This window comes from Pseudomonas sp. RL_5y_Pfl2_69 (genome assembly GCF_963970465.1).
GTDB lineage: Bacteria > Pseudomonadota > Gammaproteobacteria > Pseudomonadales > Pseudomonadaceae > Aquipseudomonas.
In genome coordinates this window covers 225,799-252,362 of record NZ_CAXAOU010000008.1, presented here as the reverse complement: position 1 = coordinate 252,362, position 26,564 = coordinate 225,799, and the positions used below count along the sequence as shown (strand labels likewise).

At 61.1% G+C, this 26,564-nt stretch carries 22 protein-coding genes and 1 pseudogene; 20 read left to right on the top strand and 3 right to left on the bottom strand.

The genetic code is table 11. The annotated features are described in order from the left end of the window. From AACY07_RS15825 to AACY07_RS15800, 6 genes and pseudogenes are all read left to right on the top strand, one after another. Positions 1–509 (top strand): annotated as a pseudogene (locus AACY07_RS15825) (urocanate hydratase); the annotation flags it as partial. Positions 510–648: 139 nt separating this feature from the next. Beyond that, complete coding sequence (locus AACY07_RS15820; protein ID WP_339475913.1) at positions 649–1,809, top strand: CaiB/BaiF CoA transferase family protein; 1,161 nt, start codon at positions 649–651, stop codon at positions 1,807–1,809. Continuing rightward, complete coding sequence (locus AACY07_RS15815) at positions 1,806–2,948, top strand: acyl-CoA dehydrogenase family protein (protein WP_339475910.1); 1,143 nt, start codon at positions 1,806–1,808, stop codon at positions 2,946–2,948. The genes AACY07_RS15820 and AACY07_RS15815 overlap by 4 nt, the downstream gene beginning before the upstream one ends. Before the next feature lie 131 nt (positions 2,949–3,079). Next, complete coding sequence (locus tag AACY07_RS15810; RefSeq protein ID WP_133078501.1) at positions 3,080–4,507, top strand: cytosine permease; 1,428 nt, start codon at positions 3,080–3,082, stop codon at positions 4,505–4,507. Positions 4,508–4,582: 75 nt separating this feature from the next. Then, positions 4,583–5,332, top strand: coding sequence for an electron transfer flavoprotein subunit beta/FixA family protein (locus tag AACY07_RS15805; protein ID WP_046809889.1), 750 nt, complete (start codon positions 4,583–4,585; stop codon positions 5,330–5,332). 2 nt (positions 5,333–5,334) lie between these two features. Further along, the gene (locus AACY07_RS15800) at positions 5,335–6,279 is read left to right on the top strand and encodes an electron transfer flavoprotein subunit alpha/FixB family protein (RefSeq protein ID WP_339475907.1); all 945 of its coding nucleotides are present in this window, start codon (positions 5,335–5,337) and stop codon (positions 6,277–6,279) included. A gap of 69 nt (positions 6,280–6,348) precedes the next feature. Here the strand turns inward: AACY07_RS15800 and AACY07_RS15795 are convergent, their stop codons facing one another. Together AACY07_RS15795 and AACY07_RS15790 are read right to left on the bottom strand one after the other, a co-directional pair. Continuing rightward, positions 6,349–6,678 carry a hypothetical protein gene (locus tag AACY07_RS15795; RefSeq protein WP_133078504.1) on the bottom strand — a complete coding sequence of 110 codons (330 nt, stop codon included), beginning with the start codon at positions 6,676–6,678 and terminating at the stop codon, positions 6,349–6,351. A gap of 583 nt (positions 6,679–7,261) precedes the next feature. Continuing rightward, positions 7,262–8,596: an amidohydrolase gene (locus AACY07_RS15790; protein ID WP_339475904.1), complete on the bottom strand. Its 1,335-nt coding sequence runs from the start codon at positions 8,594–8,596 to the stop codon at positions 7,262–7,264. 190 nt (positions 8,597–8,786) lie between these two features. Here AACY07_RS15790 and AACY07_RS15785 point away from each other — a divergent pair, with 190 nt between their 5' ends. The 12 genes from AACY07_RS15785 (at position 8,787) to AACY07_RS15730 (ending at position 21,689) form a co-directional block, all read left to right on the top strand. Next, positions 8,787–9,755, top strand: coding sequence for a helix-turn-helix transcriptional regulator (locus AACY07_RS15785; protein WP_339475935.1), 969 nt, complete (start codon positions 8,787–8,789; stop codon positions 9,753–9,755). 1,004 nt (positions 9,756–10,759) lie between these two features. Beyond that, the gene (gene benA / locus AACY07_RS15780; RefSeq protein ID WP_326427054.1) at positions 10,760–12,118 is read left to right on the top strand and encodes a benzoate 1,2-dioxygenase large subunit; all 1,359 of its coding nucleotides are present in this window, start codon (positions 10,760–10,762) and stop codon (positions 12,116–12,118) included. After that, positions 12,115–12,603, top strand: a complete 489-nt coding sequence (gene benB, locus AACY07_RS15775; protein ID WP_133078507.1) for a benzoate 1,2-dioxygenase small subunit — start codon at positions 12,115–12,117, stop codon at positions 12,601–12,603. Before benA ends, benB begins: the two co-directional genes overlap by 4 nt. A gap of 70 nt (positions 12,604–12,673) precedes the next feature. Continuing rightward, positions 12,674–13,684 (top strand): benzoate 1,2-dioxygenase electron transfer component BenC, encoded by a 1,011-nt coding sequence (gene benC, locus AACY07_RS15770; RefSeq protein WP_219262703.1) that lies wholly within the window; start codon positions 12,674–12,676, stop codon positions 13,682–13,684. Between the two features lie 22 nt (positions 13,685–13,706). Then, the gene (locus tag AACY07_RS15765) at positions 13,707–14,468 is read left to right on the top strand and encodes a 1,6-dihydroxycyclohexa-2,4-diene-1-carboxylate dehydrogenase (RefSeq protein WP_133078509.1); all 762 of its coding nucleotides are present in this window, start codon (positions 13,707–13,709) and stop codon (positions 14,466–14,468) included. A 35-nt stretch (positions 14,469–14,503) separates the two neighbouring features. Continuing rightward, positions 14,504–15,622, top strand: coding sequence for a muconate cycloisomerase family protein (locus tag AACY07_RS15760; protein ID WP_339475901.1), 1,119 nt, complete (start codon positions 14,504–14,506; stop codon positions 15,620–15,622). Between the two features lie 140 nt (positions 15,623–15,762). After that, the gene (gene catC / locus AACY07_RS15755) at positions 15,763–16,053 is read left to right on the top strand and encodes a muconolactone Delta-isomerase (protein ID WP_133078511.1); all 291 of its coding nucleotides are present in this window, start codon (positions 15,763–15,765) and stop codon (positions 16,051–16,053) included. Between the two features lie 42 nt (positions 16,054–16,095). Next, positions 16,096–17,040 carry a catechol 1,2-dioxygenase gene (gene catA, locus AACY07_RS15750; RefSeq protein ID WP_339475899.1) on the top strand — a complete coding sequence of 315 codons (945 nt, stop codon included), beginning with the start codon at positions 16,096–16,098 and terminating at the stop codon, positions 17,038–17,040. A gap of 141 nt (positions 17,041–17,181) precedes the next feature. Further along, a complete protein-coding gene (locus tag AACY07_RS15745) occupies positions 17,182–18,186 on the top strand; it encodes a sugar ABC transporter substrate-binding protein (protein WP_339475897.1) in 1,005 nt (334 codons plus the stop codon). Further along, complete coding sequence (locus AACY07_RS15740; RefSeq protein WP_339475895.1) at positions 18,183–19,727, top strand: sugar ABC transporter ATP-binding protein; 1,545 nt, start codon at positions 18,183–18,185, stop codon at positions 19,725–19,727. The genes AACY07_RS15745 and AACY07_RS15740 overlap by 4 nt, the downstream gene beginning before the upstream one ends. Continuing rightward, positions 19,714–20,709: an ABC transporter permease gene (locus AACY07_RS15735; protein WP_339475894.1), complete on the top strand. Its 996-nt coding sequence runs from the start codon at positions 19,714–19,716 to the stop codon at positions 20,707–20,709. The genes AACY07_RS15740 and AACY07_RS15735 overlap by 14 nt, the downstream gene beginning before the upstream one ends. Then, on the top strand, positions 20,706–21,689 hold the full coding sequence (locus AACY07_RS15730; RefSeq protein ID WP_339475892.1) for an ABC transporter permease: 984 nt from the start codon (positions 20,706–20,708) through the stop codon (positions 21,687–21,689). The genes AACY07_RS15735 and AACY07_RS15730 overlap by 4 nt, the downstream gene beginning before the upstream one ends. Position 21,690: 1 nt before the next feature. Here AACY07_RS15730 and AACY07_RS15725 read toward each other — a convergent pair whose 3' ends face one another. After that, complete coding sequence (locus AACY07_RS15725; RefSeq protein ID WP_339475889.1) at positions 21,691–22,917, bottom strand: acyl-CoA dehydrogenase family protein; 1,227 nt, start codon at positions 22,915–22,917, stop codon at positions 21,691–21,693. Positions 22,918–23,236: 319 nt separating this feature from the next. Here AACY07_RS15725 and AACY07_RS15720 point away from each other — a divergent pair, with 319 nt between their 5' ends. Further along, positions 23,237–24,637: an LLM class flavin-dependent oxidoreductase gene (locus AACY07_RS15720; RefSeq protein ID WP_339475886.1), complete on the top strand. Its 1,401-nt coding sequence runs from the start codon at positions 23,237–23,239 to the stop codon at positions 24,635–24,637. Between the two features lie 94 nt (positions 24,638–24,731). Next, the gene (locus AACY07_RS15715; protein WP_339475883.1) at positions 24,732–26,156 is read left to right on the top strand and encodes an FAD/NAD(P)-binding protein; all 1,425 of its coding nucleotides are present in this window, start codon (positions 24,732–24,734) and stop codon (positions 26,154–26,156) included. Positions 26,157–26,564 lie beyond the last annotated feature (408 nt).

The following is a 26,564-nucleotide window of genomic DNA, read 5'->3' as shown; positions in this document are numbered from 1 at the left end:
ACCTGCACAACTGGCTGGACATGGCTCGCGAGCGCATCAGCTTCCAGGGTCTGCCGGCACGTATCTGCTGGGTTGGTCTGGGCCAGCGCGCCAAGCTGGGCCTGGCGTTCAACGAAATGGTGCGCAGCGGCGAGCTGAAAGCCCCGATCGTGATCGGCCGCGACCATCTGGACTCCGGTTCGGTATCGAGCCCGAACCGTGAAACCGAGTCGATGAAGGATGGATCGGACGCCGTGTCCGACTGGCCATTGCTCAACGCCCTGTTGAACACCGCGAGCGGCGCGACCTGGGTTTCGCTGCACCACGGCGGTGGCGTGGGCATGGGCTTCTCCCAGCATTCGGGGATGGTGATCGTGTGTGACGGTACCGACGAAGCGGCTGAGCGTATCGCCCGTGTGCTGCACAACGACCCGGCAACCGGCGTGATGCGTCACGCAGATGCGGGCTACGACATCGCCATCGACTGTGCAAACGAGCAGGGCCTGAACCTGCCGATGATCAACGGCTGACCCACGGGCACGAATCCTGTGGGAGCGGGCTTGCTCGCGATGCAGACGCCTCGGTGCTTCAGGCGGTACGAGGTGATTCAATTGCAGGCAGGCCCCCTCACAGGACGGGTTTGTTTGCGGATATCTAGAGGGTGTGAGCATGAGCAACAGTCCGTTTACCCAGCAACTGCAAGGCGTTCGTGTACTGGACATCAGTCGCGTACTGGCCGGGCCGCATTGCACCGCGATGCTTGCTGACCTGGGGGCCGATGTCATCAAGTTTGAAGTGCCCGAGGAGGGCGATGATGCCCGTCATCTGGGGCCGTTCCTGGACGGTGAAAGTGTCTACTTCGGCTTGATAAACCGCGGCAAGCGAAGCGTTGAGATCGATTTTAAAAACCCTGCGGACCGTCAGCGCTTCTATGAGCTGGTAGCCGATGCCGATGTAGTGGTGGAGAACTTCCGCCCCGGTGTCACTCAGCGCCTGGGTATCGATTTCGATAGCCTCAAGCAGCACAACCCGCGCCTGATCTACGCCAGTATTTCCGGCTTTGGTCAGGAAGGCCCGCTGTCCAAACGTCCAGCCTACGACATCGTGGCGCAGGCCATGTCCGGCCTGATGAGTGTCACCGGCTTTGCCGCCACCGGCCCGACTCGCAGCGGTGAGGCCATCGGTGATCTGTGCGCTGGCGTCTATGCCGCCTGGGCAATCAGCTCGGCACTGTTTGCCCGCGAACGGCATGCGCCGGGGGCGCAGTACATCGATGTGGCCATGTTTGACGTGTTGTTCAGCCTGCAAATGACCGGCTTGTCCAACCTTTACGCCAACGGTGTGGCCCCGGGGCTGGTCGGTAATCGGCATCCGGTTTCGACGCCCTTTGACACCTACCGTGCAGCGGATGGCCTGGTGGTGATTGCAGTGGCGAGCAATCGTCTGTTTGAGCGTTTGTGCCAGAGCATGGGGCAGCCGGAACTGGCGACGGATTCGCGCTTCATCAATGACACCCAGCGCACCTTGAACGAGCCTGCGCTACGGGCCGCCATTGAAGCCTGGACCGCACAACACAGCGTCGAGCAGTTATGCGATGGCTTGCTCGATGCCGGTGTGCCTTCCTCCCCGGTATGGGATCTGGCCGAAGCAGCAGGCAGTGAGCACGCCCGTGTTCGCCAGTTGCAGTTCCAGCCGGAGGGCGCAGCGCTGCCGCTGGTGCCGCAACCGGTTTTCTTCAACGGCCACAAACCCCACGCGACCACCATTGCCCCGCGTTTGGGAGCAGACAACGCCCTATTTGGCTTGAACAAAGCAGGAGTACAACCATGAACTTCGAAATGACTGCAGAAGAGTTGGCCGTGGTCGGCAGTGCCGAGCAAGTGGCCCGTGAAGTGATTCAACCGCTGGCCCAGCACTACGACGAAACGGAGTCGTTCTGTCTGGCGAGCATCAGGGCCCTGGGGGACCTGGGCTGCATGGGGATCAACCTGCCAGAAGAATATGGCGGCCTGGGCATCGGCAGTCTGGCCATGAGTCGTGTGGTGGAAGCGGTGGCGGGTGCCTGTGCCTCCACCGCATCGGCCATGACCGCGCACTTTTTGGCCACTGACTCGATCCTGCTTGGCGGCACAGAAGAGCAAAAGCAGGAGTGGCTGCCACGGGCGGCCAGTGGCGAATTGCTCGGAGCCTTCGCCCTGACCGAACCGGCGGCGGGCTCCAATCCGGCCGACATGCGTAGTCGCGCAGTGCGGGAAGAGGGCGGCTGGCGTGTGCGCGGCAGCAAGCACTACATCACCAACGCCAAGGAAGCGGACTTTATCGTGCTCTACGTCAAGACTGACGCAGACGCCGGTCACAAGGGCATAAGCGCATTTATGGTGCCCCGTGGAACAGCGGGTATCAGCTTCTCCAGCCCGGAAAAAACCATGGGCCTGCGTGGCAGTACCATCTATGAGCTGTCCCTCGATTGCTGGCTGCCGGAGTCGGCGCTGCTGGGTGTTGAGGGTCAGGGTTTCAACACGGCAATGGCGGTGCTGGATCGCGGGCGGGTGGAAGTCGCGGCCATGTCGCTCGGCATTGCCAATGCCGCACTGCAAGCCAGCCTGAGCTGGGTGCGTGAGCGTCAGATCGGTCCCAAGCCGCTGGCGGCTTATCAAGGCACGCAATGGCGGCTGGCAGACATGTACGCTCAGCTTGAAAGTGCGCGCATGCTGACCATGAAAGCTGCCGCCCGGCGTGACAGCGGCGAGCGCTTCAGCCTGGACTCGGCCACCGCCAAGCTGGTGGCCGCCGAATGTGCGGGGTTTATCACCGATGCCGCGCTGCAATTGCACGGCGGCTATGGCTACAGCCGGGACTTGCCGCTGGAGCGCTATGTGCGTGACGCGCGAATCCTGCGGATTTTCGAAGGCACTTCCGAAGTGCAGAAAATCATCATCTCCCGCGCCTTGCTCGACGCCGCCAGATAGTCGGTCTGTGGCAGGTTCGGATTGGAGCCTGCCCGCTGTTGCAAGGATGCACTGAGGTTCGGTCAAGGATTGGAAAAGTCTTTCCCAAAACAACACGGCGCACCTTGGGTGCCAGCCTGAAGGAACTGCTTATGTCCACGCACAACCAGGATTCACCACGGGCCTCGCTGGTCGAACAGCGTTCTATTGATTACATCCCTGAATCGGAGCGTCACGGGCGCCTGTTCAGTCAATTCACCCTGTGGTTCGGGGCCAACCTGCAAGTGACCGCGATTGTCACCGGGGCCCTGGCCGTGGTGCTGGGCGGCGATGTGTTCTGGTCGTTGATCGGCCTTTTGATCGGGCAAGTGCTGGGCGGCACCATCATGGCGTTGCACGCTGCACAGGGCCCGAAACTGGGGTTGCCGCAGATGATTTCCAGCCGTGTGCAATTCGGCGTCTACGGCGCCGTGATCCCGATTGTGCTGGTGTGCCTGATGTATGTGGGCTTTTCAGCCAGCGGTTCGGTGCTGGCCGGGCAGGCCGTGGGGCAGTTGGTCGGGGTGAGCGATTCGTGGGGCATCTTGATTTTTGCTGCGCTGATCGTACTGCTGACCGTTCTGGGGTATCGCACCATTCACATGATCGGCCGCGTGGCGAGCGTGGTCGGGGTGCTGGCGTTTTTCTACCTGTTCTACACCTTGATTTCACAAAACGACATTGGCCTGCTGCTCAGCAATAAACACTTTTCGCTGAGCAGTTTTCTCCTGGCCATTTCGTTGTCCGCATCCTGGCAGATCGCCTTTGGACCATATGTTGCGGACTACTCGCGTTACTTGCCGGCCAACACCTCTTCGTTGAAAACCTTTCTGGCGGTGGGGCTGGGCTCTGTGGTCGGCTCGCAAATCTCGATGGTTTTCGGTGTGTTCGTGGCAGCGCTGGCGGGAAGCCAATTTGCCGGGCATGAGGTGTCGTACATCGTCGGCATGGGGGCGAGCGGGGTGATGGCGGCGGTGCTGTATTTCTGCGTGGTGTTCGGCAAGGTGACCATCACCACGCTCAATGCCTACGGCAGTTTCATGTCGTTGGCGACCATTGTCAGCGGTTTTCGCGGTAATCACGACATATCCAAACCCCTGCGCCTGTTTTACATCCTGCTGATGGTGGGTTTTGCCACCGCACTGGCGCTGCTGGGGCAGCATTCGTTTCTCAAGGATTTCTCGGCATTTATCCTGTTTTTGCTGGCGTTCTTCACCCCGTGGAGCGCGATCAACCTGGTGGACTTCTACCTGATCAGCAAAGAGCGGTACGACGTGCCGGCCTTGTCTAACCCGAATGGCCGATACGGGCGCTGGAACCTGCGCGGTATTCTGGTCTACGCCTTTGGGGTGGTGGTTCAATTGCCGTTCATTGCGACCAGCTTCTACACCGGGCCTCTGGTGGAGCAACTGGGCGGGACTGATATCTCGTGGATCATCGGCCTGACGCTGCCAGCGCTGGTGTATTACTTCGTGGCGCGCAAGTCGGTGCAGTCGTTGCCGGATCAACTGATTTTGCCCGTCGAGCCCGCAACGGTTTAAGGGCTATCCAATCAACACAGGTGCGCAGTGCTGTTTGTTGTCGGCACTGCCCCTGTAGCCATAGAGGAAGAAACTATGAAGGTGCTGGCCTGTATCAAGCGCGTGGTCGATTACAACGTTAAAGTGCGCGTCAAAGCGGACAACTCCGGCGTTGACCTCGCCAACGTCAAGATGTCGATGAACCCCTTCTGCGAAATCGCTGTGGAAGAAGCCGTACGCCTGAAAGAAAAAGGTGTTGCGACTGAAATCGTCGTCGTCTCCATCGGCCCGACCACTGCTCAGGAACAGCTGCGTACCGCGCTGGCACTGGGTGCAGATCGCGCCATTCTCGTCGAGTCCGCCGAAGACCTGACCTCCCTGGCCGTCGCCAAGTTGCTCAAGGCCGTTGTCGACAAGGAACAGCCTCAGCTGGTGATCCTGGGCAAACAGGCCATCGACAGCGACAACAACCAGACCGGCCAGATGCTGGCTGCGCTGACCGGTTTCGGTCAGGGCACTTTCGCCTCCAAAGTCGAAGTGGCAGGTGACAAGGTTGCCGTGACCCGTGAAGTGGATGGCGGCGCGCAAACTGTTTCGCTGAGCTTGCCAGCGATCATCACCACTGACCTGCGTTTGAACGAGCCGCGATATGCGTCCCTGCCAAACATCATGAAAGCCAAGAAGAAGCCGCTTGAAGTACTGACCCCGGACGCGTTGGGTGTTTCCACGGCTTCGACCAACAAAACCCTGAAAGTTGAAGCGCCTGCCGCACGCAGCGCTGGCATCAAGGTCAAGTCGGTGGCTGAACTGGTCGAGAAACTGAAAAACGAAGCGAAGGTGATCTGAGCATGACTGTCCTGATAATCGCAGAGCATGACGGTGCGGGCATTGCATCGGCAACCCTGAATACGGTGGCTGCTGCTGCCAAAATTGGCGGTGATTTGCACGTGTTGGTAGCAGGCCAGGGCATTGGCGCTGTAGCCGAAGCCGCCGCGAAAATCGCTGGCGTGGCTAAAGTGCTGGTCGCCGACAACGCGGCTTACGCCCATCAGTTGCCTGAAAACGTGGCGCCATTGGTTGCTGCTCTTGTTCAAGGGGCAGGGGGTGCTGGCTACAGCCACATCCTGGCGGCTGCCACGTCCAACGGCAAAAACATCCTGCCGCGCGTTGCTGCGCAGTTGGACGTGGATCAGATCTCCGAGATCATTTCGGTCGTCAGCGCTGATACTTTCACGCGTCCGATCTATGCCGGTAACGCCATTGCCACCGTGCAGTCCACTGCGCCGGTAAAAGTGATCACCGTACGTGCGACCGGTTTCGACCCGGTTGCCGCAGAAGGGGGGGCGGCAGCGGTTGAAGCGGTTGCAGCGGTTCACGATGCAGGCACTTCGTCGTTCGTTGGCGAAGCACTGGCCAAGTCGGACCGCCCTGAACTGACCGCTGCCAAGATCGTCGTCTCCGGCGGTCGCGGCATGCAGAACGGCGACAACTTCAAGCATCTGTATTCACTGGCGGACAAGCTGGGCGCCGGTGTGGGAGCTTCCCGCGCAGCAGTGGACGCAGGTTTTGTGCCTAACGACATGCAGGTCGGCCAGACCGGCAAAATCGTTGCGCCACAGCTGTACATCGCGGTGGGCATTTCCGGCGCGATCCAGCATCTGGCCGGCATGAAAGACTCCAAGGTGATCGTTGCGATCAACAAGGACGAAGAAGCACCGATCTTCCAGGTGGCCGATTACGGCCTGGTAGCGGACTTGTTCGAAGCTGTGCCTGAACTGGAACAGGCAATCTGACCCCAGAGGTGAGAGATGCAAAAAAGCCCCCGGAGATTGTCCGGGGGCTTTTTGGTACAGCAGGGGTTATCAGCTGTAGCTGTTAACTTTGACCAGTGCAGGCTCTGTTTGAGCCTTTTCCCAGGTCAGGGTCAAGGTTTGCAGGATGCGCGCCATGTAGTCGCTATCGGCGGCAGCCTTCTTGCCCACGTAGCCTTGGCCACGGCGGTACATTTTGAGGTGGGCTCGCATCTGTGGACGGTCCTCCTCGAAACTGGTTTCTTCCTTGCACGAAGCCACTGCATCGATACGAACATCACCGGCGTCACTGATCCACAGAATGTGATCGTTCAGCGTGTCTTTCTGGGCGGCGAAGAGTCGAGCCAGCTCGTTAACAGTCGGTTGGTTATTCAGGTTCATAGCTAACTCCTTGACCACTCGTTGATCTGTCTAATTGATTCGCGCAACTGCACCTGCAGCGCTACGTAGTGTCCATCTAAAGCAGATCTGTCTTGAGTTCGTCATATGTAGTCGTAAAACCCGGCACTACATAAAGAGCGTAAAGCGAGGGAGATCAGCGTGAACCAGGATGCCAGGGTGACATGACGCATCAGCCACAAGCTTCTTGAGGACGTTTCGCTAGCCTCTGTCGTCTTTGACGCGGACGATCAAGCCAGGTCAGCTTCATCAATTCTGCCTTGTGGGCAGTACCTATCCCGGAACAGCCCGACAGCTCGTCGGACATGCTTGCAACAACCCTTTCCAGCGCTTCCGGTGGGGAAGACGTCTGCATAATGCTGGGGGAAAATCGTGTCGTCAATACATATGTAGTGATTATTTTTGCGCACTACATATGTGACTGGCGGGTCGTTTTTCAGCATGCCGGTCATCCCGTCAGGCACGGGCACACGCAGCCCGCGCCGCGATGTTTCGCTGGGCGACGGGCTGCCTGGGGTCAGATCAGTGGGGTGAGCCGGCGCGTTGAAGCGCCTGCAAAATCAAGCTAGAGGCTGCGTACCCGCCCCGGATAATTCATCACAAACTGCACATGGGCCTTCACGCCCGTGGCCAGGGTTTGGTCATCGGCGGTGAAGTAGGGGCTGTGGTTATTCGCCACTTTGCTCATGTCCTGGTCTTCAGGCGTGGCCCCCAGGAAGACGAACAGCCCCGGCACTTTCTCGGCGTAGTACGAGAAGTCTTCGCTGGGCGACAGGGATGCCTCCAGCCGTTGCACCTTGCCGGGCGCTGCGAGTTCAAGCGCCGGGACCATGGCCGCCGTCAGTTGCGGGTCGTTGGTGGTGACCGGCGCATGGTTGACCAGCAGCAGGTTGGCTTCGGTCTCATAGGCGCTGGCAATGCCTTGCACCAGCGGCGGCATTTTTTTCAGCAGGGTGTCGCGCACCGCCGCGCTGTTGCTACGGATGGTGCCGGTCATTTCCACGGTCTCTGGAATGATGTTGGCTGCCGAACCTGCATTGACGGTGCCGACGCTGATCACCCCCATCCCCTGGGTCAGGTCGGCACGCCGGCTGACCAGGGTCTGCAGGCCGTTGATGATGCCTGCACTGGCCACCACGGGGTCAACTCCGCTCCAGGGCGCCGAGCCGTGGGTCTGCTTGCCCTTGACGATGATGCGAAAGCCGTCGCTGCTGTTGAGTACGGTACCGGCCTTGTAATACAGGTGGCCGGTGGGATAACCCGCCATCACGTGCACGCCGAAGATGGCTTCGACCTTGGGCGAGTCCAGTGCACCGTCGCGGATCATGGCCTGGGCGCCAATCAAGGCATCGGACTCGAACTCGTCCACGTCCGCCGCGCCTTCTTCTGCGGGCTGGAACAGAAATACGACCGTGCCCGCTACCTGATCACGGTGTTCGGCCAGTACTCGGGCTGCGCCCACCAGCATGGCGGTATGGGTGTCATGGCCGCAGGCGTGCATGACCGGAACGGTTTTGCCCAGGCGGGTACCGGTGGCGGTGCTGGCGTACGGCAGGCCGGTCATCTCCTTGACAGGCAGTGCGTCCATGTCGGCGCGCAGGGCCATCACCGGGCCGGGGAGTCCGCCCTTGAGCACGGCCACCACCCCCGTCTTGCCCACTTGGGTGCGCACCTGCAAACCCAGGCTCTTGAGCTGTTCGGCGACCAATGCAGCGGTCTTGAACTCCTGATTACCCATTTCGGGGTTCTGGTGAAGGGTATGGCGCAGCGAGATGACCTGGGCGTTGACCGAATCGACGGCGGGATCGACCCAGCTCAGGTCCGCGGCCTGGCTGGTGGTGGCAGTCAGTGCGCTCAATAGCGCGAGGTACAAAGGGGCAGGGCGTAGACGGGCAAGCATTGAGCTTCTCTTGTTTGTTGTTTTTGGGCCGCACAGGTTATGTCGTCACCCATCGGAGTGGTTCGACCGGCTGGCTAAAACCGTTCGATTATCGAACATTGGCCAAGGGTCCAATTGATCTGCACCCATGAGCGGGCCTACTCTGGCGTACGTGACACCCATAAAAATGACAACACCGAGTACCTTGCCGATGGATAGCCGCCTGCTGAGTGAACGCAGTAGCGTGTTCCGACACGCGGACCCCCATGCCGTATCCGATTACGTGAACCTGCATGTGGGGCAGCACTGTATTGGCCTTTCCAGAACCACACGCCCCCTGGCGAGTCTCAATCACCGAAAATTCGCCGAGCTTGACCTGTGCCGCATCAGTTACGGCGGCAGTGTCCGCGTGACGTCGCCTGCGCTGGAGACCATCTTCCACCTGCAGGTCCTGTTGAGCGGCAATTGCCTGTGGCGTGGCCCGACCCGTGAGCACCATCTGGTGCCGGGCGAGCTGTTGCTGATCAATCCCGACGACCCGGTCGACCTGACGTACTCCCAGGATTGCGAAAAATTCATCCTGAAAATACCGGCCAGCTTGCTCGAATCGGTGTGTGACGATCAGCGTTGGCGGCGACCTGCGGGTGGAGTGCGCTTTATGCGCAATCACTATCGGCTCGATGAGCTGGAAGGCTTTCTCGGCTTGCTGGGCATGGTATGCCAGGAGTCCGAGGCCAGCGACCCGCTGCTGCGGGTGCAGGAGCACTACACGCAGATTATCGGCAGCAAGTTGCTGACGCTGATGCAGACCAACATCAGCCGTGAAAACCTGGCCTCTGCCAGTGCCAGTATCGAGCGCATCCTCGACTACATCGAACGCAACCTGAAGCAGGACCTGAGCGGTGAAGACCTGGCGGCACAGGCGCACATGAGTCCGCGCTCGCTCTACACCCTGTTTGAACGCCAGTTGGGCGTTACCCCCCTGCAATACATCCGCCAGCGCAAGCTCGAGCGTATCCACGCCTGCCTGAACGACCCGAGCTGCACGGTACGCAGCCTCACTGAACTGGCGCTCGATTACGGCTTTATGCACTTGGGCCGTTTTTCCGAAAGCTACCGCTTGCAGTTCGGCGAGCTGCCTTCGAGCACCTTCAAGCGCCGGTATTGCGTCGCCCTGTAGATACTCTGTTGCCAGCCGGCCTGCTCAGAGAAATGTGCTTCGCTAAAAAGGTCGGCCTGTAGGCCGCCTCGGCGGGCAGTTGATCTTGTTTTTGCACTGGTTTTTGATCTGCCTGCCCTTCGGGAGGCCGAGAGGAGGTTCTGCGTAGTGGGTCGACCGGCATGGATGCCGGGAGAGCCGTGTTGGGCCATGGATGGCCCGTCACGGCGTGCCCACGGAGCAGGGCCGGAGCGAGGGAACCTGAGCGCAGCGAGGGCCGTACGCCAGGGCAAGGCCTTTTTGGTTCCTTTTGTGGCTGTTTGACAAAAGGGACTCGCCGTAAGGGCGAAACCAGCTTTTCAGTTAACCGCGAATGCTGGATATGTACCCCGTGTGACAGTTGTTTTGCGATGCGCCCGCACCTATGTCGAGTACATATCCATTCGATATGTCACGACTTTCTACGGGTTCCGCCCTTACGGCGTGTCACTTTTTCCAAACGCCGAAAAAGTAAGCAAAAAGGCTTGCCCTACCATACGGCCGCCTCGCCCCAGGCTCGGCGGTTCCCTCACTCCGGCACTGTTATGAGGGCACGCCGCGACGGGCCATCCATGGCCCATCGCGGCTGGCGCGGCGTCCTGCCGCGCCACCCCCATAACAGCACCTGCGTTCGGCCTTCTATGATGGGCATTCGCGTCGTCTGGACATACGTGTGGCTCCAGCAAAAGCAAAATGCATCGCAGACGCCACAGAGCCTTGCACAAAACGTTTTAGCGCCAACAAACAAGTCGCTGACGAGGAACGAAGGCTGCGATCGGCATGATCGCGGTGCATCTGAAGCATTGGATTGAATGGTTTTGCGGTCGCTGCGCGCCCGATCGCAGCCTCGCGGAGCTCGTCAGCGGCTACGTAGTGACAGAGCTCTGCGCACTAATCGGATAACGATCCGCAGTAAACGGATATTGCTTCTCGAATCGACTCCCTAACCTGACCGGGCCTGAACAATAACAACGGAGGCCCTGGCCATGTCCCTGGGAATCGATTACTTGAATGCCATGCTTGAAGAAGACAAGGACAAGGGCGTCTACCGCTGCAAGCGCGAGATGTTTACCGACCCTGATCTCTTCGAACTTGAAATGACCCACATCTTCGAGGGCAACTGGATCTACCTCGCCCACGAGAGCCAGATCCCCAACGTTAACGACTTTCTGACCACCACCATTGGGCGCCAGCCGATTTTTATCGCGCGCAACAAGGCCGGTGAGCTCAACGCTTTCCTCAATGCCTGCAGCCATCGCGGCGCCATGCTGTGCCGGCACAAGACCGGCAATCGTGCCAGCTACACCTGCCCGTTCCACGGCTGGACCTTCAACAACAGCGGCAAGCTGCTCAAGGTCAAGGACCCGAGCGCGGCCGGCTACCCCGAAGGTTTCAACTGCGAAGGCTCCCACGACCTGACCAAAGTTGCCCGTTTCGAGTCCTATCGCGGCTTTCTGTTTGGCAGTCTCAACCCTGACGTCAAATCCCTGGCCGAACACTTGGGTGAGTCGGCCAAGATCATCGACATGATCGTCGACCAGTCCGCCGATGGCCTGGAAGTACTGCGGGGCGCCAGTTCCTATATCTACGAAGGCAACTGGAAACTCGCCGCCGAAAACGGCGCCGATGGCTACCACGTCAGCTCCGTGCACTGGAACTACGCCGCCACGCAAAACCAGCGCACCCTGCGTGAAGCCGGTGAAGAAATCAAAACCATGAGCGCCGGTAGCTGGGCCAAGAGCGGTGGCGGTTTCTACTCGTTCGACCACGGCCATTTGCTGCTCTGGACTCGCTGGGCCAACCCCCAGGATCGCCCGGCCTACGAGCGCCGCGACGAGCTGTCACGGGACTTCGGCCAGGCCCGCGCCGACTGGATGATCGATAACTCGCGCAACCTGTGCCTGTATCCCAACGTCTACCTGATGGATCAGTTCAGCTCGCAAATCCGCATCGCTAGGCCCATCTCGGTCGACAAGACCGAGATCACCATTTACTGCATCGCCCCCAAGGGCGAGAGCAGTGAAGCGCGCACCAAGCGTATTCGCCAGTACGAAGACTTCTTCAACGTCAGCGGCATGGCCACCCCGGATGACCTGGAAGAGTTCCGCTCCTGCCAGACCGGTTACGGCGCAGGTCGCGGCTGGAACGATATGTCTCGCGGTGCCGAGCACTGGGTCGAAGGTGCCGATGCCGGTGCCCTGGAAATCGACCTCAAGCCCTTGCTGTCCGGCGTTCGTACCGAAGATGAAGGCCTGTTTGTGCTGCAACACAAGTACTGGCAGGAAACCATGCTCAAGGCCACGGCGTGCGAGCCTGGGCTGATCCCCGTGGAGGCCGTGCAATGAACAGCCTCTATGGAATGGTGTGCGAATTTCTGTATCGCGAAGCGCGTTACCTGGACGACGGCCAGTGGGATCAATGGCTGGAGCTGTACGCCGCCGATGCGAGTTTCTGGATGCCGTGCTGGGACGACAACGACACCCTGACCGAAGACCCGCAAAGCGAAATTTCGCTGATCTGGTACGGCAGCCGTGGCGGCCTGGAAGACCGGGTGTTCCGGATCAAGACCGAGCGCTCCAGTGCGACCATGCCCGACACCCGCACCTCCCACAATCTGAGCAATATCGAGATCGTCGACGAGGCCGACGGGCTGTGCCAAGTGCGTTTCAACTGGCACACCCTGAGCTTTCGCTACAAGACCACCGACAGCTACTTCGGCACCAGCTTTTACACCCTCGACCTGCGCGGCCCCCAGCCGCTGATCAAGGCCAAGAAAGTAGTGCTCAAGAACGACTACGTGCGTCAGGTCATCGACATCTACCACATCTGATCAACGCTGTGATGCGTGCCTGAAGGTGCCTGCGGGCACCTGCGGCCCGGCATCGCCTGCGAGGTACATTATGAGCTTTCAAATTGCGCTCAATTTCGAAGACGGCGTTACCCGTTTTATCGAAGCCAACAGCCAGGAAACCGTCGCCGATGCGGCTTACCGCCAGGGCATCAATATCCCGCTGGACTGCCGCGACGGTGCCTGCGGTACCTGCAAGTGCTTTGCCGAAGCCGGGCGCTACGAGCTGGGCGACGACTACATCGAAGACGCGCTGAGTGAAGATGAAGTCGAGCAGGGCTACGTGCTGACCTGCCAGATGCGTGCTGCCAGCGACTGCGTATTGCGTGTGCCCGCGTCTTCGACGGTGTGCAAGACCCAGCAGGCCAGTTTTGAAGCGAGCATCAGCGATGTGCGCCAGCTGTCCGAGAGCACCATTGCGCTGTCGATCAAGGGCGAGTCCCTGAGCAGCCTGGCCTTCTTGCCGGGTCAATACGTCAACTTGAATGTACCGGGCAGCGACCAGTCGCGGGCTTACTCCTTCAGCACGCTGCAAAAGGATGGCGAGGTCAGTTTCCTGATTCGCAATGTGCCGGGCGGATTGATGAGCAGCTTCTTGACCGGGATTGCCAAGGCGGGCGACAGCATGACCCTGGCCGGGCCGCTGGGCAGCTTCTATTTGCGCCAGATCCAGCGCCCGCTGTTGCTGCTGGCCGGAGGCACGGGGCTGGCACCGTTTACCGCCATGCTGGAAAAAATCGCCGAGCAGGGCAGCCCGCACCCGGTGCATCTGATCTATGGCGTGAGCAACGACTTTGATCTGGTTGAAATGGACCGCCTGCAGGCCCTGAGCGCCCGCATTGCCAACTTCAGCTTCAGTGCCTGCGTGGCCAACCCGCAGAGTCAGCATCCGCTCAAGGGCTACGTCACCCAGCATATCGAGCCATGCCATCTGAACCAGGGCGATGTCGACGTGTACCTGTGCGGCCCGCCGCCGATGGTGGAGGCAGTCAACCTCTACATCCGTGAGCAAGGCATTACACCGGCCAATTTCTACTACGAAAAATTCGCCGCTGCCGCTTGATTCCTTTTTAACCGAGGTTGCCATGAACAACAGATTCGACAACAAGGTCGTGCTGGTTACCGGCGCAGCCCAAGGCATCGGACGCCGTGTGTGTGAACGCTTGCTGGCCGAAGGCGCGCAGGTCATTGCGGTGGATCGTTCTGAACTGGTTTTCGAGCTGCAGGGCGAGGGCGTGCTCACCCTGACGGCCGACCTTGAACAGTACACCGACTGCGCTCGGGTGATGGCTGAGGCGGTAAAAACCTTTGGCCGTCTCGATGTGCTGATCAATAACGTGGGCGGCACCATCTGGGCCAAGCCGTTCGAGCACTATCAGGTCGAAGAAATCGAGGCTGAAGTACGCCGCTCGTTGTTCCCCACCCTGTGGTGCTGCCATGCGGCGCTGCCCTACATGCTGGAACAGGGCCGTGGCGCAATCGTCAATGTGTCTTCAATCGCCACCCGCAGTGTCAACCGCGTGCCTTACGGCGCGGCCAAGGGCGGAGTAAATGCACTGACTGCCTGCCTGGCGTTCGAGAACGCCGGGCGCGGCATTCGGGTCAATGCCACCGCACCGGGGGGGACCGAGGCACCGCCGCGACGTATTGCGCGCAATGACGCCGAGCAAACCCCGGACGAGAAAGTCTGGTACCAGCAAATCGTCGACCAGACCCTGGACAGCAGTTTGATGAAACGCTACGCCAGCCTCGATGAGCAGGTCGGCGCGATCCTGTTTCTGGCCAGCGACGAAGCCTCCTATATCACCGGCGTAACCCTGCCGGTCGGCGGCGGCGACCTCGGCTGAAGGGCCGGTATCAAGTACCTGACGGGAAGACTGAAATGAACCAAGTCCTGATTGAAAGCCTGACGACCCTGATCGTCGACCTGCCCACCATCCGCCCGCACACGCTGGCGATGCACACCATGCGCAAGCAGACCCTGGTGATCCTGCGCCTGCGTTGCAGCGACGGTATCGAAGGTATCGGCGAAGCCACCACCATCGGCGGCCTGGCCTACGGGTACGAGAGCCCGGAAAGTATCAAGGCCAACATTGATGCGCACCTCGCGCCAATGCTGGTGGGCAAGCCTGCGGACAATATCAATGCCGCCATGCAGACCCTGGACAAGATTGCCAAAGGCAATACGTTTGCCAAGTCCGGGATCGAAAGCGCGTTGCTGGACGCTCAGGGCAAGCGCCTGGGGCTGCCGGTCAGCGAGCTGCTGGGCGGTCGGGTACGTGACAGCCTGGAAGTGGCCTGGACCCTGGCCAGTGGCGACACCGCCCGGGATATCGCCGAAGCCGAGCAGATGCTGGATGTGCGCCGTCACCGGATCTTCAAGCTCAAGATTGGGGCCAACCCGCTGGAGCAGGACCTCAAGCATGTGCTCGCCATTAAAAAGGCCCTGGGCGACCGGGCCAGCGTGCGCGTCGACGTCAACCAGTACTGGGACGAATCCCAGGCCATCCGGGGCTGCCAGGTGCTGGGTGACAACGGTATCGACCTGATTGAACAGCCGATTTCACGGGTCAACCGCTCGGGCCAGGTGCGCCTGAACCAGCGCAGTCCGGCGCCGATCATGGCCGACGAGTCCATCGAAAGTGTCGAAGACGCCTTTAGCCTGGCGGCAGACGGCGCGGCCAGCGTATTCGCCCTCAAGATCGCCAAAAACGGCGGCCCTCGCGCCGTGCTGCGTACTGCGCACATCGCCGAAGCTGCGGGTATCGCCCTATACGGCGGCACCATGCTTGAAGGCTCGGTGGGCACGCTGGCATCAGCTCATGCGTTCCTCACCCTCAAGCAACTGACCTGGGGCACAGAACTGTTCGGGCCGTTGCTTTTGACCGAAGACATCGTGACCGAGGCGCCCCGGTACCGGGATTTTGAGCTGCACATTCCGCGTACCCCGGGTCTGGGCCTGATGCTGGACGAAGAACGCCTGGCGCGCTTTAGCCGCTGACACTTGTCCTTTCCAAACCCGTAGTCGCTGCCGAGGAACGAAGGCTGCGAGCTTGTTAACCGCGTCGCTGCGAGAAAAAAGCTCGCAGCCTTCGTTCCTCGGCAGCGACTACGCAGTAATGATTTTCAAGGAGCACCCCCATGCTTTTCCACGTAAAAATGACCGTGAACCTGCCACTCGACATGGACCCGGCCAAGGCCGCGACGCTCAAGGCCGACGAAAAGGAACTGGCCCAGCGCCTGCAACAGGAAGGCAAGTGGCGCCACCTGTGGCGCATTGCCGGGCACTACGCCAACTACAGCGTATTTGACGTGGCCAGCGTCGAGGCCTTGCACGACACGCTGCTGCAATTGCCGCTCTTCCCCTACATGGATATCGAGATCGAAGGGCTGTGCCGCCACCCGTCCTCGATCCATGACGACGACCGCTAACCCTTTCATTCCCTCGCACAAGAACAAGATAAGGTGAGCCCCATGACCGTGAAAATATCCCACACTGACGGTATCCAGAGCTTCTTCAAAGAAGCCGCCGGCTTTGGCAGCGACAATGGCAGTCCGCGTCTCAAAAGCATCATCCTGCGAGTGCTGCAGGACAGCGCAAAAATCATCGAAGACCTTGAAATCACCGAGGACGAATTCTGGAAGTCCGTGGACTACCTCAACCGTCTGGGCGGCCGCTCGGAAGCCGGTCTGTTGGTAGCAGGCCTGGGCATCGAGCACTTTATCGACCTGTTGCAGGACGCCAAGGATGAGCAGGCCGGTCAGGTCGGCGGCACGCCTCGCACCATCGAAGGCCCGCTGTACGTGGCCGGTGCGCCGCTGTCCGAAGGGCACGCGCGGATGGACGACGGCAGTGAAGAGGGCGTTGCCACTGTGATGTTCCTCGAAGGCCAGGTGTTCGACACTCAGGGCAAGCCGCTGGCTGGCGCCACGGTCGACCTGTGGCACGCCAACACCAAGGGCACCTATTCGTTTTTTGACCAGAGCCAGTCTGAGTACAACCTGCGTCGGCGCATCATCACGGATGCCGAAGGCCGCTATCGCGCCCGCAGTATCGTGCCATCGGGCTACGGCTGCGATCCACAGGGGCCGACTCAGGAATGCCTGGATCTGCTGGGGCGCCACGGCCAGCGTCCGGCCCATGTGCACTTCTTTATCTCGGCCCCCGGCCATCGGCACCTGACGACCCAGATCAACCTGTCGGGCGACAAGTACCTGTGGGATGACTTTGCCTATGCCACCCGTGAAGGTCTGGTGGGCGAAGTGCAGTTTCGCGACGATGGCGCCCGTGATGTGACGGGGCGTTATGCCGAACTTGCCTTCGACTTCCAGCTGCAGCAGGCCGCCGCCCCCGCAGCCGAGTTGCGCAGCCATCGCCCGCGGGCGTTGCAGGAAAGCTGTTCGTCCAGCAACAGTTGAGCAACACCCAGGCGTGAATCCGGGCACTCCGGGGGCGGGTAATCTCCCCGGACGAGCCCTGAATCCGGGCCCGCATGGTGAATCGATACAGCGGCATGGTCTGTGCAATGTTCCTGAAAAAACACTTCAGGAACCACACCCATGCCTGCAACCGCTTCGAACAAACCGTTCATTCGTCGTAGCCGACTCTGGCAAGCCCTGACCCTGGCCGTCGTCAGTACAGGGCTTGCGACACTGGCCAGCGCCGATGACAGCGATGTCCCTTCGCTGGCCGGCAAACGCATCGCCATCAGCATGACGGGCACCAGTCATTATTTCGATGTGAAAGCCTTTGAAGCGCAGGTCGAGGAGGTCAAGCGCCTTGGCGGCACGCCGATCACCCTGGATGCCGGGCGCAATGATAAAAATCTGGTGACGCAACTGCAGACGGTGGTGACGCAAAAGCCGGATGCCGTGATCCAGACCCTGGGCACCCTGAGTGTGATTGACCCGTGGCTCAAGCGCATCAGCAAAGCCGGTATACCGCTGTTCACCATTGACGCACCCTCGCAATACAGCCTCAACAACACCACTTCGGACAATGTCGCCACGGGTAAAAACCTGGCCGGGCAACTGGTGGCAGACAGCGGTGGCAAGGGCAACATTCTGGTGTTCAACGGTTTCTATGGCGTGCCGGTGTGCGCGATCCGTTATGACCAGCTCAAGCTGGCCCTCAAGGATCATCCTGAGCTCAACATCATCGACCCGGAACTGCGGGATGTGATCCCCAACACCGTGCAGGATGCCTACAGCCAGGTCAGCGCGCTGCTCAACAAATACCCCAAGGGCAGCGTCACCGCGATCTGGTCCGCCTGGGATATTCCCCAACTGGGCGCCAGCAAGGCGCTGGTGGACGCCGGGCGCACGGAGATCAAAACCTATGGTGTCGACGGCACGCCTGAAGTGCTTGAGCTGCTTAAGCGCGAGGACTCACCGGTGGGCGCAGTGGTGGCCCAGCAACCGGCACTGATCGGTAAAACCGCCGTGCAGAATGTGGCGCGCTATCTGGCCGGGCAGCATGACTTGCCCAAGGAAACCCAGGTGCCGACGTTGCTCACTACCGCGGCCAACCTTGAGCAGGTGCAACGTCTGCGAGGCGACCAGTGACTCCCCCCGCGCTGCATCTGCAGGGTATCGCCAAGCGCTTCGGGCCTACCCAGGCGCTGGACGGCGTAGACCTGTGGGTCGAGCGCGGCTCGATTCACGGCCTTGTGGGTGAGAACGGCGCCGGCAAATCGACCCTGATCAAGGTACTGGCTGGCATCCACCGGGCCGACAGCGGCACGCTGGCGATCGACGGGCAGCCCTTTACTGCGTTGAGTCCGCGTCAGGTCGAAGCCTTGGGCGTACATTTCATTCATCAGGAGCGTCTGTTGCCCGGCCGTTTTACCGTGGGTGAAGCGCTGTTTTTTGGTCATGAACTCAGGCGCGGCCCTTTTGTCCGGCGCCGCGCCCAGGACCGTGAGGCAGCACGGCTGTTACGTGAGTACTTTGATCTGGAGTTCCCGGCGGGCGCACTCGTCAGCGAGCTGGACAGTGCGCAGCGTCAGATTCTGCAAATTACCCGGGCCTTGCTGGCCAAGCCCAAAATACTGGTGTTCGACGAACCCAGCGTGTCCCTGGTCAAGCGCGAAGTCGATCAGCTGCTGGCAATCATTCGTCGTTTGCGCGATCAAGGCCTGACGATTGTGTATATCTCTCACTACCTGCAGGAAATCGAAAGCCTGTGTGATCAGGTTACGGTGCTGCGCAATGGTCGGGCCGTGGCGGTGGTCGATCCGCGTACCACCTCGACCACTCAGATTGCCCGGCTGATGGTCAATCGCGACGTCGGCGAGATGTACCCCAAAGACGTGGTCAAGCCGGGTGAGGTGGTGCTTGAACTCAAGGGTTTGGGCTTGGGTACTGCGTATCACGACATCAATGTGAGCCTGCGCCGGGGCGAGGTGCTGGGGCTGACCGGACTGGTGGGGTCCGGTGCCAAGGAACTGCTTAAAAGCCTGTTCGGCCTGGTGCAGCCCGACCGTGGCAGTGTGCACTTGCAGGGGCGCCTTGTGCGCCTCAAGTCCCCCCGCGACGCCGTTCGCAAAGGCATTGCGCTGGTCCCTGAAGAGCGCCGCAGCCACGGGGTAGCGCCGCTGCTGTCAGTGCTTGAAAACCTGACCCTGGCCGGGCTTTCGCGGTTCAGCCGCTGGGGGCTGATGAACCCAGCGGCCGAGGCCCGGGAAAGCGAACGACTGATCGCTGAACTGGGTATCAAGACTGCGGGCCGCGACGCCCCGGTCCGGCAACTGAGTGGCGGCAATCAGCAAAAAGTCGCACTGGGTAAATGGTTGGGTCGCGGCTGCGCGGTGTACCTGCTTGACGAGCCCAGTGTGGGGGTCGACATCGGGGCCAAGGTCGAGATCTATCGCCTGATCGGCCGCCTTGCCCAGCAAGGCGCGGCAGTGCTGGTGCTGTCCTCGGACTTGCCGGAGCTGATGGGTATTACCGACCGGATTCTGGTGATGCACCGTGGGGCCCTGGCCGGTGAGTTCGATGCACGCCAGGTCGACAGCGACCGTTTGCTGGCCTGCGCCACAGGGGCCCGTGAGTTGTCCGCCCCGGGCCTTTCTTCCGAGCGGGAGCCTGAACATGCCTTCGTCTGAAATCCTCGCCCGGCCTTTAGTGCGCAGGCTCGGCCTGCTGGTGCTGCGCCGGGGTTCACTGCTGGCGTTCCTGCTGATTCTGGCGGTGTTCGCGGTCAGCGCACCCAACTTTCTCAGCCCGGGCAACATTGCCAACGTGTTTGCCCAGTCGGCGATCCTGGGCATCCTCGCCTTTGGCCTCACCTGCGTGGTGATCGGCGGTGGCTCAAACGTTGTTTCGGGCGGTCTCGATCTGTCCCTGGCGGCCAATCTGGGCCTGTGTGCGGCGGTCTACAGCAGCCTGAACAACGCGGGACTGCAGGCCGGGGAGGCGATTGGCCTGACCTTGCTCTGCGGGCTGGCCGTCGGTGCCCTGAACGGTTTTACCGTGGTGGTGCTGCGCCTGCCGCCACTGCTCGCAACCCTGGCGAGCATGAACCTGATTGCCGGGCTGGAGCTGGTACTGACCCAGAACAGCGTGTTGCCCACCGATTCGGCGTTGCTGGACACCCTGGCCAATGGCGAGTGGCTGCAGGTGCCTGCGCTGGCCTGGGTGCTGCTGGGTGTGGCGTTGTTGCTGGGCCTGCTGATTCAGCACAGCCCTTATGGATTGCGTTTGTACGCGGTAGGCGAATACCCCGAGGCGGCAAGGGCCGCCGGGTTGGGGGTGGGCCGCTACGTGTTTTCCAGTTACCTGGTCGCGGGGCTGTGCGCCGCCATTGCCGCCTTTTGCTCGGCCGCGTATTTCAGCGGCAGCACCACGGGTTCCGGGGAAATGCTGCTCTCGGTCGTGGCCATCGCTTTTCTGGGGGTGGTGTTTTCAAGGCGGCTGGTGGCGAACATCCCCGGCACGTTGTTGGCGACGCTGTTGCTGGGTTTTTTGATTAACGGTTTCCAACTGCTGAACATCGCCAGCTTCTGGGTCAATGGTGTGCAGGGGGTCCTTATTTTAGTGGTGGTGGCCATGTCCAGCGCCTTGCGCACAGAGGAGGGCGGACAATGACCTCGCTCGCTGCAACGCCCGTGTCTACGCTGTTTTTATCCCGTGCATTGCGGGGGATCCTGCCGCTATTGATCGTCGTGATCGTTGGGTTTTTCGCGGCGACAGCGCCGGGGTTCTTGACCCTCGGCAACCTGAGCAGCCTGCTGCTGAACAATTTTGTGCTGCTGGCGATAATTGCCATCGGCATGACCTGGGCGGTGGCGGCAGGGGGGATCGACTTGTCGGTGGGCACGGCGCTGGACTTCGCCAGCCTGGCCTTTGTGGTGGTGCTCAATGGCGGTCATGGTCTGGCCATTGCGATTCCCGCAGCCTTGCTCGCCGGGGTGCTGGTGGGCGGCTTCAATGCGGGGCTGATCGCAGGTCTTGGCATTACGCCGTTTCTGGCAACCCTGGGTACGTTGTTTATCGGCACCAGCGTTCAGCAATTACTGTCTGAAGGGGGGCAGCCGATCTACATTGCGCAGAGTGTTTTGCCGGGGCTCACCGGCATGACGTGGCTGGGGGTGTCGCTGCCACTGTGGGTGGTACTGGGCGTGGCGGTGGGGTACGGGGTGATACTGGCCCGAGGGCGACTGGGACGAGAAATCCTGGCAGTTGGCACCCAGGTACAACTGGCGCGCTACTCGGGGCTGTCAATCCGCGTGATCAGCCTCAAGGTGTTTATCGCCAGTGCGCTGGCCTGTGCCGTCGCCGGGATTGTGCTCAGTTCCACGGTCAACGCCTACGTACCGATGTCGGGCAATGCGTTCTTGATCAATGCCATTGGAGCGGTGTTCATGGGCACCACCCTGAGCCGAACCGGGCGCGCCAACATCCCCGGCACGTTGCTGGGGGTGTTGTTCATCAATGTGATTGCCAATGGTCTGTTGCTGATTGGCTGGAACTTCTATTGGCAGCAGGTGGCGACCGGCGCGCTGATTTTGCTGGTGCTGGCGTTCAGTTTCGCCAGTCGCCGCCTGCAGTTGGGGCACTCGTCGTGATCTATCCGGCTTTGAGGCTATTGCCGATCTGCCACACATACAGCGGCTCAGTCCCGTTAACGGCCCAGTCACCGACAATCCGTGCCTTGTATATCCACGGGTTGTGGGAGGCTGCCGTGCGGGCATTGCGCCAATGGCGATCCAGCGCCTTGCTCACACTGACCCCTGAAGCCCCCAGGGCGTTGAACAGATCGCTGGTCGCCCGCAGGATCAACTCCGACACCACGACCTGAGCTTTTGATGTCTCGATTTCGGCATCGATGTTGGCCTGGCGCTCGGCGTCTGTGTCCTGGGCCAGTCGCGCTACATAGGCCCGTTGCAGAGGTTCCGCCGAGCGCAGGGTAGCCGCTTCGGCCGCATACACCTGGGCCGATATCTGCCCGACCACCTGGAGGATCTGGGCGTCGCCACTGGCGGTGTCGGCATTGCCGTGGCTGAACACCCGTTTGCGCTCGCGAACCTCTTGGGCAATATCCCGCTCCACGGCACGGCCAATGCCCGCCAGTACGGCCAGCAGCACCAATTGATAAAACGCCGTCTGGTATTTAAACCGCGTCTCGAAGGGAATCACGTGTTCGGCGCTCAGGGGGACATCCACATACTGCGAGGTGCCGCTGCCGGTGGTGCGCTGCCCGAAGCCGTCCCAATCATCGCTCTGGGTCACGCCGGGGTGACTTGCATGCACCAGCGCGATCACGTCGGCGCCGTTGTCGGAGCGTTGGGCGTACACATCGATCCAGTCGGCAAAGATACTGCCGGTGCTGTAGTACTTGGCCCCGTTGAGCAGGTAGTTCTCACCGTGGGGGGTGATTTTGGTGAGGATTTCCCCCAGTTTGACCGCGCCGACCTCGGTCCAGCCATTGCCCACCAGTTCCCCTGCCACAAAGCGTGCGAACCAGGCCCCGCGTGACGGGCTCGGAGGTGCATTGAGGCGGTCTTCGACAAACGCAAAATGGCCGCGCAGTGATTGTGGAATGTTGGAGTCGGCTTCGGCCAGCTCGATCAGCAACTGGAACAACTGACCGATGGACGCACCGGCACCGCCATACTCGACGGGCACTCTGATTGCGCCAAAACCGGCCTGCTTCAACCAGCGAATGGGCTCGTAGGGCAGCTCGCGAGCGTGTTCGCGTTCAACATTGCCGGCGGCGATTTTGCGGAACAAGGGACGAAAGCGATTGGCCAGGGTTTCGTAGTCGGTACCCGCGGACAGAGGTGATGCGGTCATGGCAGTTCTCCTGAAATGGAAGGTTCCTGTCATGGGGGATTGCATGGTTTGTGCCGTTGGCGACAAGCCCGCAAAGCCTGGGATTCGCTCAAGCCAACTGACTGCTGGCCAACAGTTAAAAGCCAAGGTGTACGAAAACAGCACAGCCACCCTCACGAATACCCCTGTGGGAACGGGCTTGCTCGCGGGGGTATCGCCGCGATTTAACTCAAGGATCGCGGTGCCCGTATGGCGACCAGCCCCGCTCCCGCAGAGCAGGCGTAGAACCGGCACGGCCTGTGCAACAGCGCCTGCAATGTGTAGCGTCAGGAGCAATTCGATGTCCCGTGAAATCCGTTTGAATGCCTTCGACATGAACTGCGTCGGCCATCAGTCCCCGGGCCTGTGGGCCCATCCCCGTGACCGCTCGTGGCAGTACAAGGATCTTGAATACTGGACCGACCTGGCCAGGATCCTGGAACGTGGCAAGTTTGACGGGCTGTTTATCGCCGATGTGCTGGGGATCTATGACGTGTATCGCGGCAATGGCGATGCGGCGATCCGCCAGGGCGCACAGGTGCCGGTCAATGATCCGCTGCAATTGATCCCGCCAATGGCCCTGGTGACGGAGCACCTGGGGTTCGGCCTGACTGCGTCGTTGTCGTTCGAGCATCCGTACCCCTTTGCCCGGCGCCTGTCGACGCTTGACCACCTGACCAAGGGCCGTGCGGGCTGGAACATTGTCACCTCCTACCTTGAAAGCGGTGCCAAGAACATCGGCCAGCAAGCCCTGACCGAGCACGATGCCCGCTATGACTATGCCCAGGAGTATCTGGAGGTTTGCTACAAACTGTGGGAAGGCAGTTGGGAAGAGGGCGCCATCCTGCGTGACCGCGAGCGGCGGGTGTTCAGTGACCCGAGCAAAATCCATGAAATCCGCCACGACGGCAAACATTTCCAGGTCCCGGGCATCCACCTGTGCGAACCCTCGCCGCAGCGTACGCCGGTGCTCTATCAGGCTGGCGCCTCCAGCCGGGGCAAGCAGTTCGCAGCCGAGCAGGCCGAGTGTGTGTTTGTGGCCGCGCCGTCCAAGGTGCTGCTGAAAAAAACCGTCGCCGATATTCGTCGACGTGCCGCCGAGGCGGGGCGCGACCCCTCGAAAATTCTGATTTTCAACCTGCAGACCGTGATCCTCGGCGAGACCGATGCACTGGCCAAGGCCAAGTTCGAAGAATACAAAAGCTATGTCAGCTACGAAGGTGCAATGGCCTTGATCAGTGGCTGGACCGGGATAGATTTCAGCCAGTTCAAGCCCGACGAGCCCCTCAAACACGTGCACACCAATGCGATCCAGTCCGCCGTCGAAACCTTCTCCACGGCCGATCCGAACACCCTCTGGACCCCCAATGCGCTGGCGGACTGGGTGGGCATCGGTGGTTTCGGACCGCTGTTTGTCGGCAGCCCTGAAACCGTGGCAGACCTGCTCGAAGAGTGGGTGGCCGAGACCGATGTGGACGGCTTCAACCTGGCTTATGCGGTGACCCACGAGACCTTTATCGATGCCGTGGATTTGCTGGTGCCTGAGCTGCAAAAGCGCGGTGTGTACAAGAAGGAGTACGCCCCGGGCACCCTGCGCGAGAAGTTGTTTGGCGAAGGTCCCCGCCTTGCTGACGGACATCCGGGGGCGGGCTATCGCAACCTGGGCGAGCTTAATCGGGCCCAGGAAAAACAACGGGCCTGAAGCCCGGCGCTGGACACAGCGGGTGAGCTGAACGCAGCATGGGTGATCGATCCTGCGTTCAGCGCTTAATAACTCCAAGAACGAGTGAGTAACCATGAGTGAGCCGCAAACCGGACAGGCAACTCCTGCCATCCGTGAGGCCGATGTATTGATTGTGGGCGGTGGCCTGAGCGGCACCTTGTTAGCCATGCAACTGCTGCGCTTACCCGGCGCCCGGCGCATCGTGCTGCTGGAGCCCAGGCCCGAGCTGGGCCGGGGCGAGGCTTACAGCGCCACCGAACTGGGGCATACCCTGAACGGTAATGCGGCGCGCATGAGCATCGAGCCCGATGATGCCGATGACCTGACACGTTGGTTGCAGGCCCACCTTGATGCGGGCGGCTGGCCGGAGTCGGGTGCCCAGGATCTACCGGCCAGCGAATTGTTCCCGCCCCGCGGGCTGTTCGGCGTGTATGCCCAGCAGCGTCTTGCGCAGGCACTGATCATCGGCGAGGCGAATGGCTCCAGCCTGACCCATGTGCGCGATGAAGTGATCGACCTGCAAACCCTGGAGCACGGCGTGAGGGTCACGCTCAAGGAGGGAGCCCGGTGGCAGGGCGCAGTGGCCGTATTGGCAACCGGCATGTTCCCGGCGGCCCGTACGGCCCAGCGCGAGTCCAGCGGCCTTAACGCCGCGGCACTGGACCCGTGGAATGTCGAAGCATTGCGAGCACTGCCGACGGATGCCCGGGTGCTGATCATCGGCTCGGGGCTGACCATGATCGATGCCCTGGAATCCCTTGACCGGGCGGGCCATCGCGGGCCGATCGACGTGTATTCGCGTCACGGCCTGTTGCCCCATGTGCGCCGTCAGCCGCCCGCCTGGGAGGATTTTCTGAGCCTGTCGCCGGAGCTGCGCAGCCCCTTGCAGTTGCTGCGCGAACTGCGTCGTCAATGTGCGCAGGCGCAGGCGCAGGGTATCGACTGGCAGGCGCCGCTGGACACTGTCCGGGTGCACATTCCAAGGCTTTGGAGCCAGGCCAGTGATGCACAGCGCCGTCAGTTTGTGCGGCATGCCCGGCCTTGGTGGGAAAGCCATCACCATCGTTCGCCGCCCCAGGGCAATGCCTTGCTGGAACGGTTGCTCAAGGAAAGTCGGCTGACGGTGCGTGCCGCGTCCCTGCAAGGTGTAGACAGTGCCGGCCTTCGAATTCGACTGCGTTACCGTGGGCAAACTGAAGCGGTGTGGGTGCAAGGGGATGGGCTGATCAACTCCACCGGCATCGAGTACGACTGGCGCCGGGTGGATAAAGCCTTGCCCCGGCAACTGCTGCAGCGTGGGTTGATACGGCCCGGCAACCTGGGGCTGGGCATTGCCGCCGACGCGGGCGGAGCGGTTTTGAATGCCGATGGCGAGCCGGGACAAAGGCTGTTTGCGATGGGCCCGCCGTTGCGTGGCATGTGGTGGGAAAGCACTGCGGTGACGGACGTTGCACTACAAGCGAAGGCATTGGCCAATCGGTTGGCTATAGAGTTTTGACCTGACAGACCGCGTCGGCTGCATCCACTGCCTGGCACAAATCCCTGTGGGAGCGGGCTTGCTCGCGATGGCGTCTACCCGGTTCGGCGCAAAGACCGCGTCGTCAGCGTCGCAGGCAAGCCAGCTCCCACAGGTCTAGCGGCGCTCCCCGAGCTCACTGCCTGGCACAAATCCCTGTGGGAGCGGGCTTGCTCGCGATGGCGTCTACGCGGCATGGCTGAAAGACCGCGTCGTCAGCATCGCAGGCAAGCCAGCTCCTACAGGTCTTGCGGCGCTCCCCGAGTCCGCTGCCTGGCACAAATCCGTGTGGGAGCGGGCTTGCTCGCGATGGCATCTACCCGGTTCGGCGCAAAGACCACGTCGTCAGCATCGCAGGCAAGCCAGCTCCTACAGATCTAGCGGCGCTTC

Bases quoted from the DNA above. Each gene is read 5' to 3' on its own strand.
- AACY07_RS15820 (WP_339475913.1), top strand. From the start codon at position 649: ATGAGCAACAGTCCGTTTACCCAGCAACTGCAAGGCGTTCGTGTACTG.
- AACY07_RS15815 (WP_339475910.1), top strand. From the start codon at position 1,806: ATGAACTTCGAAATGACTGCAGAAGAGTTGGCCGTGGTCGGCAGTGCC.
- AACY07_RS15810 (WP_133078501.1), top strand. From the start codon at position 3,080: ATGTCCACGCACAACCAGGATTCACCACGGGCCTCGCTGGTCGAACAG.
- AACY07_RS15805 (WP_046809889.1), top strand. From the start codon at position 4,583: ATGAAGGTGCTGGCCTGTATCAAGCGCGTGGTCGATTACAACGTTAAA.
- AACY07_RS15800 (WP_339475907.1), top strand. From the start codon at position 5,335: ATGACTGTCCTGATAATCGCAGAGCATGACGGTGCGGGCATTGCATCG.
- AACY07_RS15795 (WP_133078504.1), bottom strand. From the start codon at position 6,678: ATGAACCTGAATAACCAACCGACTGTTAACGAGCTGGCTCGACTCTTC.
- AACY07_RS15790 (WP_339475904.1), bottom strand. From the start codon at position 8,596: ATGCTTGCCCGTCTACGCCCTGCCCCTTTGTACCTCGCGCTATTGAGC.
- AACY07_RS15785 (WP_339475935.1), top strand. From the start codon at position 8,787: ATGGATAGCCGCCTGCTGAGTGAACGCAGTAGCGTGTTCCGACACGCG.
- benA (WP_326427054.1), top strand. From the start codon at position 10,760: ATGTCCCTGGGAATCGATTACTTGAATGCCATGCTTGAAGAAGACAAG.
- benB (WP_133078507.1), top strand. From the start codon at position 12,115: ATGAACAGCCTCTATGGAATGGTGTGCGAATTTCTGTATCGCGAAGCG.
- benC (WP_219262703.1), top strand. From the start codon at position 12,674: ATGAGCTTTCAAATTGCGCTCAATTTCGAAGACGGCGTTACCCGTTTT.
- AACY07_RS15765 (WP_133078509.1), top strand. From the start codon at position 13,707: ATGAACAACAGATTCGACAACAAGGTCGTGCTGGTTACCGGCGCAGCC.
- AACY07_RS15760 (WP_339475901.1), top strand. From the start codon at position 14,504: ATGAACCAAGTCCTGATTGAAAGCCTGACGACCCTGATCGTCGACCTG.
- catC (WP_133078511.1), top strand. From the start codon at position 15,763: ATGCTTTTCCACGTAAAAATGACCGTGAACCTGCCACTCGACATGGAC.
- catA (WP_339475899.1), top strand. From the start codon at position 16,096: ATGACCGTGAAAATATCCCACACTGACGGTATCCAGAGCTTCTTCAAA.
- AACY07_RS15745 (WP_339475897.1), top strand. From the start codon at position 17,182: ATGCCTGCAACCGCTTCGAACAAACCGTTCATTCGTCGTAGCCGACTC.
- AACY07_RS15735 (WP_339475894.1), top strand. From the start codon at position 19,714: ATGCCTTCGTCTGAAATCCTCGCCCGGCCTTTAGTGCGCAGGCTCGGC.
- AACY07_RS15730 (WP_339475892.1), top strand. From the start codon at position 20,706: ATGACCTCGCTCGCTGCAACGCCCGTGTCTACGCTGTTTTTATCCCGT.
- AACY07_RS15725 (WP_339475889.1), bottom strand. From the start codon at position 22,917: ATGACCGCATCACCTCTGTCCGCGGGTACCGACTACGAAACCCTGGCC.
- AACY07_RS15720 (WP_339475886.1), top strand. From the start codon at position 23,237: ATGTCCCGTGAAATCCGTTTGAATGCCTTCGACATGAACTGCGTCGGC.
- AACY07_RS15715 (WP_339475883.1), top strand. From the start codon at position 24,732: ATGAGTGAGCCGCAAACCGGACAGGCAACTCCTGCCATCCGTGAGGCC.